Genomic DNA, 13423 nt, shown 5'->3' on the forward strand with positions numbered 1-13423 from the left:
ATTCTAATGGGGATTAACTAGTTAAATGGTTAGGTGAAAATTCACTCTTTTAAACGATGAATGGTGAATTGGACGTGATGTGATAAAGTGAATAGCCTGTGAAGCTGATAGCCAATTGTACACCTGTCCAAAATAAATTTTGGGAACAAAAACGAGGAGGTTCACGGCTATAAGAAGCGCTATTTTTATTGGGAAAGCAAAAGTATCCCCAGGTGTTGGTATAAATTTAATAGGACTCTCGGCTTTCTGATCTAAAATAGGGGATCGATTTAACGCATAGATGAATTGTTTATATTGAAGGAAGGATTATTTTAGTCATATTTTTATTTTCTTTAATTTCATCTCACTTTACCTTCGATGCAAAGTGAAGCAACCGAGGAGTTTACGACGAGCTCATGAGCTCCTTCGAAAACAAACATTAGCGAATAAACATCAAGGCCGTGTAGGCTACCTTGCACCTGATGGCAAAGCATTCATGGCGCGTATCGGAGCCGTTTCACTTCCTCAATCCGCTTGCATATTGCCATATGAACAGACGTACAAATGCTTTACTGCTCGTTGCTTCAGTATTCTCCAAGGCCGTTTTGCCCACGCGCAGGGCTATATTAGGGCTGAAGATAATAATACGTCCGGTTAAAAGTAAAAACCCTACGTTCTGCTACAATGTCGCCTAGGAAATTTGCGGTTTGCACGTTGATGCATTACCGTTTAAAGCAAAGTTCCAAGCGACGAGTCTTTGGTTACTTTCTTCGGAAGAAAGTGACAAAATAATCGTTCTATTTTTTAAGTAAAACCGACCAACGGAGCTCCTATATTTCCTAATTATTATTTAACGTTTTGGACGTGATGTGATAAAGTGAATAGCCTGTGAAGCTGATAGCCAATTGCTATTCAAAAAAAACTCATTATCTTAGCAAAAAATAAAAACCATGACAGACATAGCTAAACAGGAAATTTTTGCCGAAATAGAAAAAACACTTAAAGAACAGGGCTTTAACATTGATAAACAAGATCAAACACGTCCATGGGGTGGGTTTTTCGTCATCGATGAAAGTCAAGCACAACAATTTGCCGATACATACTTTGACGGTCTGAATGTACAGGATTTAAAAATATCGGGGAAGTTAAGCCCAAAAATATTAGTAGTTGCACCGCAAAAACGTCTGTCGTGGCAATATCACCACCGTCGTGCAGAGATCTGGCAAGTAATTAAGGGCGATGTGGGCGTCGTCATTAGCGATACGGATGTTGAGAACGAGGTGAAAACCAAGCATCCCGGCGATGTTATTAAACTGGAAAAAGGTGAACGTCATCGCTTAGTTGGTTTAGATGGATGGGGCGTATTGGCGGAAATATGGCAGCATACCGATGTCGATAAGCCTTCAGATGAAGACGATATCGTGCGTGTGCAGGATGATTTTGGAAGATAGCATTTGGTTATCAGTTGTTCGTTTTCGTCATTGGTCTTTTAGAGAGCGAACAACTGAATCTATATACGGATAGTAAATAGGTGCGTTTGTCTATACAAATAACTAACAACGGAAAGAATGACAAATTACAACGAAGATAGTATACGGTCGCTCGACTGGAAAGAGCATATTCGGTTACGGCCGGGGATGTATATAGGGAAGCTGGGCGATGGTTCGGCGTACGACGATGGGATTTATGTGCTCTTGAAAGAAGTGGTCGATAACTCCATCGATGAGTTTGTAATGGGGGCGGGAAAAACCATTGATATCAGTGTCAGCGAGCTAAAAGTATCCGTACGTGATTACGGACGTGGTATTCCCATCGGAAGTGTTGTCGATGTGGTGTCCAAGATCAATACCGGCGGAAAATACGATAGCAAAGCCTTCCAAAAGTCGGTAGGACTGAACGGTGTGGGTACGAAGGCTGTCAATGCGCTTTCTTCTTCGTTTACGGTACAGTCTTATCGAGCAGGACGTACACGTATTGCTGAATTCAGTAAAGGGGAGCTTTTAAAAGACGAAGAGAAGGAAACTGCCCAACGAAATGGTACTGCCGTTACGTTTATTCCCGACGATAGTATTTTCAGAAATTATAAGTATAGACCCGAGTTCGTTGAAAATATGATTTGGAATTATGTATTCCTGAACACGGGGTTGACCGTCAATTTCAATGGGCAAAAGTTCGTTTCTGAGAATGGTTTGCGCGATTTATTGGAGCGCAACATCGATATAGAAGGGATGCGTTATCCTATTATTCACTTAAAAGGAGAAGATATCGAGATTGCCTTGACGCATGGACAACAATATGGAGAGGAATACTACTCCTTTGTCAATGGTCAGCATACAACACAGGGCGGGACACATCAGGCAGCCTTCCGAGAGGCAGTTGTAAAAACAGTACGCGAATTTTATAAGAAGGAATTTGATGCGTCCGATATACGCGCTTCTATTATTGGAGCAATTGCTATTAAAGTACAGGAACCTGTCTTCGAATCGCAAACAAAGACGAAACTAGGCTCACAAAGTATCGGACCTGATGGGCCGACGGTGCGTACTTTTATTAACGATTTTGTTAAGAAGTCTTTGGACGACTACCTGCATAAACATGGCGATACGGCTGATGCCTTATTGAAAAGGATTTTACAGTCAGAACGCGAACGCAAAGATATTGCCGGCATTAAAAAGTTGGCAAATGAACGGGCAAAGAAGGCTTCGCTGCACAATAGGAAGTTGCGCGACTGTAAAGTGCATTATGATGATAAAAACGAACGCAATCAAGAAACTACCTTGTTTATCACTGAAGGTGATTCGGCAAGCGGTTCAATCACTAAATCCAGGGATGTGCAAACACAAGCCGTATTTAGCTTAAAGGGCAAGCCTTTAAATGCGTTCGGTTTAACGAAAAAGGTAGTATACGAGAATGAAGAGTTCAATTTACTGCAACATGCACTCAATATCGAAGACGGATTAGACGGTCTTCGTTATAATAATATTGTGATTGCAACGGATGCAGATGTCGACGGCATGCACATACGACTCTTACTGATGACTTTCTTTTTGCAATTCTTTCCGGAACTGGTAAAGGCAGGGCACGTTTCTATTTTACAAACACCTTTATTCCGTGTTCGAAACAAGAAAGAAACGATTTATTGCTATAGTGATGAAGAGCGGCAGCGCGCAATTCTTAAATTAGGTGGAAAACCTGAAATTACGCGTTTTAAAGGTCTTGGTGAAATTTCACCGGATGAGTTTGGTCTGTTTATTGGCAAGGATATGCGTCTTGATCCTGTGATCTTATCCAAAGATCAGAAAATTCAACAATTACTCGAGTACTACATGGGTAAGAATACACCGGATAGACAAAAACATATCGTGAATAACCTCCGTGTTGAACAAGACGTCTTAGAAGAGGAAGCGGCCGCTGAAAGGGCTGCAGACGAATTGAAAGAGGCCGTTTAAGGAATGGAACAAACGCTGATACTTGTACATTGCGCAGATGCAGTCGGTTTGGTTTCTTCTATTGCACACGTTGTAGCGAAACAAGGTCTGAATATCATCACCATGCGCGAATATGTGGACGAGAGCACCAAACGTTTCTTTTCCCGTATCGTTTGTATGGGAAAATCTGTTGATCCCGAAAATTTAATGGAGGAGCTGCTCGTTATCCTTCCTAAAGGTGCTTCTGTAAAGGTAAATCCGCCGAAACAGAAACGTCTTGCCATATTGGTGACGAAAGAACCCCATTGCTTGGGCGATACCTTAGTTCGCTATTTTTTTAACACACTGGGTGCAGATGTATGTTGTGTCATTGGAAACTATGATCACTTAAGGTCTTTTACCGAGCGATTCAATGTACCTTATCATTATGTAAGTCATGAAGGGAAAACGAAAGATGAGTTTGAAAAGGAATTGCACAAATTGATCTATAGCTATAACCCCGATTATGTAGTGCTGGCTAAATTTATGCGTATTTTATCCCCGGTATTCATTGCCCATTATCACGGGAGGATCATCAACATTCATCATTCATTTCTACCAGCTTTTATTGGTGCGAACCCCTATCAGCAGGCATATACTCGAGGGGTGAAAATTATTGGTGCTACCGCGCACTTCGTAACAGATGATCTAGATGAGGGACCTATTATTGCACAAGATATTAAGCCGGTAAATCATACATATACAGCGGATGATATGCGGAAAGCTGGAAAAGAGATAGAAAAGGCCGTTTTAAGCAAAGCACTGTCGTTGATCATCGAAGATCGTGTCTTTGTAACAGGCAATAAAACCGTAGTTTTTGAATAGTCGTATTTTTGGTGAAGATATCAATAGGTACAGCTTATTTTTTGCCTGTTTAATCGCTACGATATTCAGTCTATAGCAAATAAAAAAATGAAAACCTTAAAATTTATAGCAAGTATTTTATTGATCGCATTTGCGATAAAAACACAGGCACAGGGAAAAGAAACCTATCCTTTTGAAAATGAAATCATTGCTTTTAAAAAGGCAGATTCGATACAGATGCCACCAAAGCATGGCATCCTGTTCATTGGGAGTTCCTCTATTCGCCTTTGGAGCGATTTAGAAGAGCGCTTCCCTGACAAGCCGATTATCAAAAGAGGAGTAGGGGGGTGTCAACTGGCACACTTTCCAGCCTATTATATGGATGCCATTGTCTATCCTTACGAAGCAGATAAAATCTTCATATATGCAGGTGAAAATGATATTGAACGTGGAAAAACGGCGGAAGAGGTTTTTACGAGTTTTAAAGAGCTCTGGAAACTGATCCGAGAAAAGCAACCGACTACACCCATTTATTTCCTATCCATTAAATATAGTAACAGTCGAACAAAGGGATTTTCTACGGTGAAAGCAGCTAATAAAAAAATAAAGAAATTTCTTAAGAAACAAAAGGAGGGTACCTATATAGATGTGGCCTCCACGGTATTAGGAGCAGATGGAAAACCGGACGATACCCTATTTAAAGAGGATCGGTTACACCTGAACGCAAAAGGATATGACCGTTGGCAGGAGGTATTAACGCCCTATCTAAACTAGAGATGACTTCCGTTAGAGAAAGCGATTCGTTTGGCGAATCGCTTTTTTTTTGCTCGATTTCGCTGCTGTTCACCCCCTGTAGGCAGAAGCACTTTTTTATTACTTATTGTAACTTATACACAATTTCTAATTTTTTCTTGCATCCTATAAGATCATTGTTTATGTTTACGGCAACCGAATTAGAACTTTATTAGAATTTACAAAAACCAAATAAACTACATATGATTCTATTAATTGCGCAAAATAATTGTGATTAATACAATTATAAACTTTTAACAATCATAAACAAACCAGCTATTATGAACTTAAGTCGAAGTGATTTTAAGCGTGTATTATGCGGGGCTCTCTTGGTGGCAGGATTTCATGCACCTGATGAAGCTTTTGCAAAAACCAATTGGCTAGCGAGGGAAGTGAAAGATAAGCTCTCGGCCGTTACACAACAATCAACAATCACCGGAAAGGTCAATTCCATGACAGGCAATGAGGGGATTCCGGGGGTAAGTGTCTTGGTGAAAGGCTCACAAAAGGGTACAACAACCGATGTTGATGGAAAATTTAGTCTAGATGGCGTTCCCGCCAATGCTACCTTAGTCTTCACGATGGTGGGGTATAAAACGCTAGAAGAACCTGTAAACAATCGCAAATCAGTTACGGTTACTTTACAAGATGATGTGGCCAACCTCGATGAGGTAGTTGTGGTAGGTTACGGAACGCAGAAAAAGGAAACTGTTACCGGTTCGGTGGTATCGGTGAAGAGCGAAGAATTGGTGAAGTCGCCTTCGCTCAATGTATCCAACTCATTGGCAGGTCGGATGCCGGGTGTAATTGCCACCCAAACTAGTGGCGAACCCGGGGGAGATGGCTCTAATATTAAAATTCGTGGAACCAATACCTTAGGAAATAGCAGCCCACTAATTGTTATTGATGGTATACCGGCCAGGCAGGGAGGGATCGAACGTCTGAATCCCGCTGATATTGACAATATTTCGGTATTGAAAGATGCGGCGGCGGCTATTTATGGAGCGCGCGCGGCCAACGGGGTTATCTTGGTCACGACCAAAAGAGGTAAGTCCGGTCGACCGTTATTATCCTATACCTACAACCAAGGTTTTGCGCAACCTACCGTTATTCCTGAATTGGCAGATGCAGCGCAATATGCGGAAATGCGGAATGAATTGGAGGTTTTTAAACTCCCTGTAAGTGAGTGGCAGGGGGCGAACACCGCCTTTAGGGAAACCGGTTCCTATACCCGAACGAATGGATCGGTTCTTACGGCCCCTTTTCTTCCGGCCGATTTTGAGAAATTTAGAGACGGATCTGACCCTTGGGGTCATCCAAATACTGATTGGTATGATGCTACTTTAAAAAATTGGTCACCTCAAGCACGGCATAATGTACAGTTGACGGGTGGATCCGAGAACTTCAAGTATTTAACATCAATCGGTTATCAAAATCAGGATGGCTATTATAAAAATTCAGCAACCGGATATAAGCAATACGATCTTCGGATCAATCTTGATGCAACGATCAGTAAATATGTAACAACGAAAATCGGCGTACTCGGACGTCAGGAAAACAGAAATTATCCGACCAAATCTGCGGGAACAATCTTTAGAATGCTTATGCGTGGTAACCCAACTATGCCTGCTTTTTGGCCCAATGGTATGCCTGGTCCGGATATTGAAAATGGAGAAAATCCAGTGGTCATCACAACTGATCAAACGGGTTACGACAATAATAAGCAGTACTTCTTTCAGACAAACGGCCAGGTTGATATTACTTTTCCCTGGGTTGAAGGGTTGAAATTCACCGGTACCGCCGCAATTGATAAATACATCAAGCAATCTAAAAAGTGGGAAACTCCTTGGGACCTCTACACTTGGCAAGGTGCTTATGAGCAAGATGGTGTAACACCACAACTCGTTCGCGGTAGACGGGGGCCGGCAGATCCTCGTCTCACACAGGGCAATGAAGATCAATTGAATATACTGCTTGGCGGAGTGTTAAATTACGATCGCTCTTTTGGTGATCATACCTTCAACGTAATGGCTGGGGTGAACCGAGAAACGATTGATAATGACAATTTCAATGCGTATAGACGCTATTTCATTTCCACCGCAATCGATCAGTTGATCGCGGGTGGCGAACGGGAGAAAAATAACAATGGTGGCGCTTGGAAACGAGCAAGACTTAATTATTTCGGACGGGTCGGTTATAACTATAAGGAAAAATATATTGCTGAATTTCTGTGGCGGTACGACGGTTCTTATATGTTCCCTGAAAACAGTCGCTTTGGCTTCTTCCCGGGCTTGCTTGCAGGTTGGCGGATTTCGGAAGAGAATTTCTGGAAAGAGAATGTCTCTTTTATCAATTATTTAAAGCTACGCGGATCATGGGGTCGGATGGGTAATGATAATATATACTTTAAAAACAATTACGCAGAAGGCCAATATTTAGAGGATGATGCTAAATTACAAGAGTATCAATATTACTCAACGTATGGCTATGGTACCTATATTGTAGATGGTTTATTGGTTAAATCACTTTATGAATCGCGGGTTCCGAACACCATGGTAACTTGGGAGGTTGCGGATAATTATAACTTAGGTTTGGATGGGCAACTCCTTGATGGAAAGATCAATTTTGAGTTCGATGTATTTATGAATAAACGTTCGAACATTTTGTGGCAACGAAACGCCTCCATACCACAAAGTACGGGTATGACTTTACCAGCAGAGAATATCGGAAAAGTGGATAACAAGGGTTGGGAATTCAACATTGGTTACAACGGTTCGGCAGGCGACTTTAAGTATAATATCAATGTGAATGGTGGCTATACCAAAAACAAAATCAAGTTTTGGGATGAAGCGCCAGGTGCGCCGGAATGGCAACGTACCACAGGAAGGGTGACGGATGCGCAGCTGTATTATATTTATGATGGTGTATTCCGGGATGAGGCCGATATTGCTGCCAATACCTTAGATTATAGCGCAATCACCAACAATTTACGTCCGGGAGATATGAAATACCAGGATTTTGATGGTGATGGGAAAATTACTCCGGATGATCGGGTTCGTCGTGATAAAAACAGACAGCCTACTTTCCAAGGCGGACTAAACATCGGCATGCAATATAAAAACTTTGATTTGACTATTCTGTTCCAAGGAGCGATGGGTGGTGAACTTCGTGTAGGTTCGGACGAATCGGGTGCCATTGGTAACTATTTATTGGAGTTTTACGAAAATAGATGGACGGTGGATAACCCAAGCAGTGAACACCCTCGTATTACGGATCGTAGTGATCAATACTATTCCTATAACAATACGTACTGGTTGCAAAGTACCAATTACATTCGTTTGAAGAATCTCGAGTTGGGGTATACACTTCCTACTACGATTGGTGAAAAAGTGGGTATCAGTAATTTAAGAATATATGTAAGCGGATTCAATTTACTGACCTTTAGTAAGATGAAAGCCTATGATCCCGAGTCGACCAATGTATTGGGACAGTATTATCCGCAATCACGCATTATTAATACAGGATTGGCGGTAACCTTTTAATGAAAGAAATTATGAAGAAGTCATATAGAATATTAGGTGTCATAGCCTTGTTTTTACTGGGAATAGTCTCCTGTAAAACCGATTTTTTGAATACCGATCCATTGACCGAAGTGCCGCAACAAGTGGTATGGAGTGATGCGGGTTTGGCCGAGGCTTTTATATTGGAAATGTATAATGGAATCGGGCAGGGTGGTTTTGAAGAAGAGATGCAATCATCCATGACAGATGAATCGATGTTTACCCACCCAGGTAGGGGAATCAATACCATTACGGAATCTCGCTCAAACCCTGCTGATCAGGGGATGATCAAGAAAACATATCTCTGGGACTCCTTGTATATGCGTATTCGGGCAACAAACATTGCCTTGAAAAATCTAGCAACGCCCCAATTTGAAAATACCAACAACTTAGTGGAACGTTTGAAAGGAGAGGCACACTTCTTAAGAGCCTACTATTATCAGCAAATGTTACGTTTTTATGGAGCGGTACCCCTCATTGATCGTCCTTACGAGCTAGGCGAGGCCGATTACACCCTTCCTCGTAATACTTATGAAGAATGCGTCAATTTTATTGTAGCCGATTGCGATACAGCGATTAATTTGTTAAATGGGCTTACAGCGAGCACTGGTAGAGCCACGAATGTGGCGGCGATGGCCCTGAAAGCGCGTGTGCTCGTCTATGCTGCCAGTGATTTGCACGATATACCAACAGCTTCCGGGAAGTCGCCCATTATCGCGGGTTATAGCAATAAGGAATACCTCGGGTACGTAAGCGGAAATCGAATGGAGCGCTGGCAGAAGGCGAAAGATGCTGCGAAGGCGGTCGTGGACCAGTCAGCTTTTGCCTATAAACTGGATTTAGCGGAACCTGCCAGTCCAGAAGAAGGAACAGAAAATTATACCATACTGTCTTTAGGTGGCGGTAGTAGAGCGGTTGCCAGTGATGGCGGGCGTGAAATATTGCTGGGACGATTTTTTGTCGATCTCAAAGATGAAGCAGGAAATTGGTTAGGTAGAAATAACGGTCCGAATGGCTACCATAACTGGGCAGGGAATACACCGATACAAAACTTGGTAGATGATTATGAGATGATTGATGGCTCACGATTCAGTTGGGATAATCCGGAACATAAGGCTGCGCCTTATCAGAATAGAGATCCGCGTATGTATGCAACTATTTTACACGATGGCTCTGATTGGAAACCACGTACAGACGATGTGAAAGGACGCGATCCAAACAATCAGATTCAAACAGGGCAATATCAGGTGGTCAATGCCTCTGGACAGGTTGTTACGCAGTATGGCTTAGATACACGGAACAGTCCTGTCGAGGATTGGAACGGAACCCATACCGGCTACTACTTTCATAAGTTTACTGACCCGGATCCAGCTGTGGTTGATCAGAATACGCGCCAGTTTGTTCCTTGGCCGGTGTTGAAATACACCGAGGCGGTGTTGAACTATGTAGAGGCTTGTATTGAGTTGGGAGAGGATGGTGAAGCGCGTAATTGGTTAAATAAAATCCGTTTCCGCGCGGGGATGCCGGCAGTCACGGAATCCGGTGACGCTTTAAGGCAGCGATACCGAAATGAAAGGCGAGTAGAACTGGCTTACGAAGAACATCGCTTCTTCGATACTAGAAGGTGGATGATTGCGCCTACGACATTGGGAAACAAAATTCGAATCATTCGCATCTTCGGAACCTTAAAAGAAGGCAAACAAGTACGCGTTTATAAGTACGATCCGGAAAATTACAATTATACCTATACACCGTCGGAACTCGATCCAGGCATCGAAAATCGTCAGTGGTTAGACAAAATGTATTTTATCAGCATCCATCGTGATGAAATGAATCGAAATGGAAAATTGGTGCAAAATCCGGGCTATTAACCTGAAATAATAACCGGTATTAAAAAAGGATCATCGGGTCACTAATTCGACCTGGTGATCCTTTTCTCTATTCAATGAATTGACTGATTTTCAGATTGGCGTATCCGCTAATTTCTTTCAATTTTCTTCAAACTTTCTTCATTGTTCGTTAGTTTTACATGAAATCAGTTAACAATTATCCTATGGAATATAGAAGAATGGGCCGTACTGGTCTACAGCTAAGCGCGCTATCCTTTGGCTCTTGGGTGACCTTTGCCCGACAGGTGGACGATGGTTCAAGTGATCGCCTGATGGGGATCGCTTATGAGGCGGGCATTAACTTTTTTGATAACGCAGAGGTTTATGCACGCGGCGAATCAGAAAAAATGATGGGACGGGTGTTAAAAGCAAAAAATTGGGAGCGCTCTTCGTATGTTGTTTCCAGTAAAGTTTTTTTCGGCTGGAAAGGTCCCGAAAAAAAGCCAAATCAATATGGGCTTAGTCGTAAACATATTGTCGAAGCGTGTCACGAAGCGCTGCAACGGTTGCAAGTTGAATACCTGGATTTATTTTATTGCCACCGCCCCGATAAAAATACCCCAATGGAAGAAGTGGTTCGTACAATGAATACCCTAATTCAACAGGGGAAGGTCCTTTATTGGGGAACCAGCGAATGGAGCGCAGCGGAAATCGTGGAAGCCCATGCCGTGGCAGCCAAATTGAATCTCGAACCGCCGGCCGTAGAGCAACCTGAGTACAATTTATTTCACCGACAAAAAGTGGAAGTTGATTACCTGCCTATTTTTCGTAACCTTGGTATGGGAACGACAATTTGGAGCCCCTTAGCTTCTGGTTTATTAACGGGAAAGTATAATGAGGGCATTCCGGAAGGATCTCGTTTGGCATTGGAAGGGTACGAATGGCTAAAAGATAAATCATATACCGATCAAAAACTTGAGACCGTTAAGAACCTGAAAAAAGTAGCCGATGAATTGAATGCAAGCTTAGCAACGCTTTCCATCGCCTGGACAATTGCCAATCCAAATGTGACAACCGCAATTCTAGGTGCTACAAAAGATACCCAGCTTCGGGAAAACCTAGAGGCCTTAGAAATCCTTCCGAAATTAACGCCGGAATTATTGATGCAAATAGATGATATCATGGGTACCGCGCCGTTATTACCCGAATATTAATAGGAAGTTGCCAGCTGTCGGTCACAAAATGCGACGTTTTTTAAATGATATTCAACACGCAATTGATAACCCACAACCGGCAACTCAAAACTATCGTTTCTCGCCGGCGGCTTTAAATTCCGACCCTTCTTTCCATTTCGGGAAGCTGCTTTCCTGACTTAATGTATAACCTACATCAAAGAACAAACGCAAGTCTTCTACCATGCCGTCCAGTTTCCACGAATCATCAAATTCATCAGCTGGTTGATGGTAACGTTTTTCATTGTAAGCATCTTTCTGGGCCAGGCCAACCTTCTCTCCTTGTCCCAGCACATCATCACCCGTACTTGGATATAAAGCAGGCACACCAACCTTCGCAAAATTGAAATGGTCTGAACGGAAAAAATGCCCGGCGGACGGATTGGAGTCGGGCTTGATCGTTCTTCCTTGTTTCTTCGCTGCGCGCGCTGCATAATCATCCATCTCCGATTGCCCCAACCCGGTTACGATCAGGTCTTTTGTACGACCAATGGGAGCTAAAGCATCCATATTGATGTTTGCTACCGTCTTCGCCAACGGATAAATCGGATGACTTGCATAAAATTCAGATCCTAACAGGCCTTCTTCCTCTCCCGTTAAAGCAATAAATAAAATCGAACGTTCAGGGGCCGTTTCGGCTGCCTTGAAGGCTTTGGCAATTTCAAATAAAGCAGCTACCCCTGTCGCATTATCAACTGCCCCATTATAGATGGAATCGCCTTCAATGGCTTCTCCAATACCTAAATGATCCCAATGCGCAGAATAAATAATGTATTCATCCGGACGTTTGCTTCCCGTTAATTTTGCTACCACATTGTTTGACATGGATTTTTTTGTTTCTTGCTTAATGGTGGTACCGGTACTTAGCTTTAGGTCAACTGCCTTGAATCCAGGTTTTTTAGCCTGTTCCAATACATCCAACGATACGCCGGCCAAATCAAAAAGCTTTTTGGTAGCATCGGCTGTTAACCAACCTTCAAAAGCGCATCTGGAAGCACCGTTGTCGGCTGTTTGCAAGTTGAGCTGTGGACCGCTCCAACCGCTTCTTACCACATTCCATCCATAGCTGGCTGCATCTGTATTATGAATAATCAGCACGCCCGTCGCCCCTTGTCGGGCTGCTTCTTCAAATTTATAGGTCCAACGACCATAGTAGGTCATGGTTTCCCCTTTGAAGAGCTCTTTATTATAGAATCCGGGATCATTGACCATCACCACCACTGTTTTCCCTTTTACATCCAGCCCTTCATAGTCATTCCAATTAAATTCAGGTGCTACAATACCAAACCCTGCAAATACCACATCCGAATTTTTAACGTCGATAAGAGGTTGAACCCTTCGGCTGCCTAACACAACATCGTCTAGTATTTTGAAGTCTACTTTTCCTTTAGTGCCTGCAAATGACAGCATTTCTTTCGGACTGGAGTTGATCTCTACCATCGGTACTTCTTGAAAAAAGCTATTGTTATTTCCAGGCTCAAGACCGATGTCTTCAAAGGCATGTTCAATGTATTGAATGGTTTTTTCTTCTCCTTTAGTAAAAGGTTTCCGGCCCTCAAGACTATCGCTTGATAGGTCCTTTACATATTGTGCCAGGCTTGTTTCCTCAATTTGCTTAAAGGCTGTTGAATCGCTTGCCACTGTTCCCTTTTCTCCGCTATTGCAGGCAAATAAATAAGGAATTGCGAGCGTTAATGCGTATACCGTTTTCTTCATGTTGTAAAAAATTAAGTTTAACCTGAATTCAGGTTTTAAATTTA

Annotated in this window: 9 protein-coding genes; 8 read left to right on the forward strand and 1 reads right to left on the reverse strand. The window is 42.5% G+C overall.

What is annotated here, in order from left to right; translation table 11 throughout:
* Positions 1–364 precede the first annotated feature (364 nt).
* The 8 genes from RYH73_RS05380 to RYH73_RS05415 all read left to right on the forward strand — a co-directional run bounded on the left by RYH73_RS05380 (position 365) and on the right by RYH73_RS05415 (position 11645).
* Complete coding sequence (locus RYH73_RS05380; protein WP_335312376.1) at positions 365–637, forward strand: hypothetical protein; 273 nt, start codon at positions 365–367, stop codon at positions 635–637.
* Between the two features lie 292 nt (positions 638–929).
* On the forward strand, positions 930–1430 hold the full coding sequence (locus RYH73_RS05385; RefSeq protein WP_335312377.1) for a phosphoheptose isomerase: 501 nt from the start codon (positions 930–932) through the stop codon (positions 1428–1430).
* A gap of 117 nt (positions 1431–1547) precedes the next feature.
* On the forward strand, positions 1548–3428 hold the full coding sequence (locus tag RYH73_RS05390; RefSeq protein WP_335312378.1) for a DNA topoisomerase IV subunit B: 1881 nt from the start codon (positions 1548–1550) through the stop codon (positions 3426–3428).
* Positions 3429–3431: 3 nt separating this feature from the next.
* A complete protein-coding gene (gene purU, locus RYH73_RS05395) occupies positions 3432–4271 on the forward strand; it encodes a formyltetrahydrofolate deformylase (protein ID WP_335312379.1) in 840 nt (279 codons plus the stop codon).
* 87 nt (positions 4272–4358) lie between these two features.
* Positions 4359–5024 (forward strand): GDSL-type esterase/lipase family protein, encoded by a 666-nt coding sequence (locus RYH73_RS05400; RefSeq protein ID WP_335312380.1) that lies wholly within the window; start codon positions 4359–4361, stop codon positions 5022–5024.
* Between the two features lie 299 nt (positions 5025–5323).
* Positions 5324–8584, forward strand: a complete 3261-nt coding sequence (locus RYH73_RS05405) for a SusC/RagA family TonB-linked outer membrane protein (RefSeq protein WP_335312381.1) — start codon at positions 5324–5326, stop codon at positions 8582–8584.
* An 11-nt stretch (positions 8585–8595) separates the two neighbouring features.
* On the forward strand, positions 8596–10473 hold the full coding sequence (locus RYH73_RS05410) for a RagB/SusD family nutrient uptake outer membrane protein (protein ID WP_335312382.1): 1878 nt from the start codon (positions 8596–8598) through the stop codon (positions 10471–10473).
* Between the two features lie 182 nt (positions 10474–10655).
* A complete protein-coding gene (locus tag RYH73_RS05415; RefSeq protein WP_335312383.1) occupies positions 10656–11645 on the forward strand; it encodes a potassium channel beta subunit family protein in 990 nt (329 codons plus the stop codon).
* A 90-nt stretch (positions 11646–11735) separates the two neighbouring features.
* Here RYH73_RS05415 and RYH73_RS05420 read toward each other — a convergent pair whose 3' ends face one another.
* The gene (locus tag RYH73_RS05420; protein ID WP_335312384.1) at positions 11736–13379 is read right to left on the reverse strand and encodes a M28 family metallopeptidase; all 1644 of its coding nucleotides are present in this window, start codon (positions 13377–13379) and stop codon (positions 11736–11738) included.
* Positions 13380–13423 lie beyond the last annotated feature (44 nt).

This window comes from Olivibacter sp. CPCC 100613, assembly GCF_036959255.1.
Lineage (GTDB): Bacteria > Bacteroidota > Bacteroidia > Sphingobacteriales > Sphingobacteriaceae > Olivibacter.

Bases quoted from the DNA above. Each gene is read 5' to 3' on its own strand.
- RYH73_RS05420 (WP_335312384.1), bottom strand. From the start codon at position 13,379: ATGAAGAAAACGGTATACGCATTAACGCTCGCAATTCCTTATTTATTT.
- RYH73_RS05385 (WP_335312377.1), top strand. From the start codon at position 930: ATGACAGACATAGCTAAACAGGAAATTTTTGCCGAAATAGAAAAAACA.
- RYH73_RS05410 (WP_335312382.1), top strand. From the start codon at position 8,596: ATGAAGAAGTCATATAGAATATTAGGTGTCATAGCCTTGTTTTTACTG.
- RYH73_RS05400 (WP_335312380.1), top strand. From the start codon at position 4,359: ATGAAAACCTTAAAATTTATAGCAAGTATTTTATTGATCGCATTTGCG.
- RYH73_RS05405 (WP_335312381.1), top strand. From the start codon at position 5,324: ATGAACTTAAGTCGAAGTGATTTTAAGCGTGTATTATGCGGGGCTCTC.
- RYH73_RS05415 (WP_335312383.1), top strand. From the start codon at position 10,656: ATGGAATATAGAAGAATGGGCCGTACTGGTCTACAGCTAAGCGCGCTA.
- purU (WP_335312379.1), top strand. From the start codon at position 3,432: ATGGAACAAACGCTGATACTTGTACATTGCGCAGATGCAGTCGGTTTG.
- RYH73_RS05390 (WP_335312378.1), top strand. From the start codon at position 1,548: ATGACAAATTACAACGAAGATAGTATACGGTCGCTCGACTGGAAAGAG.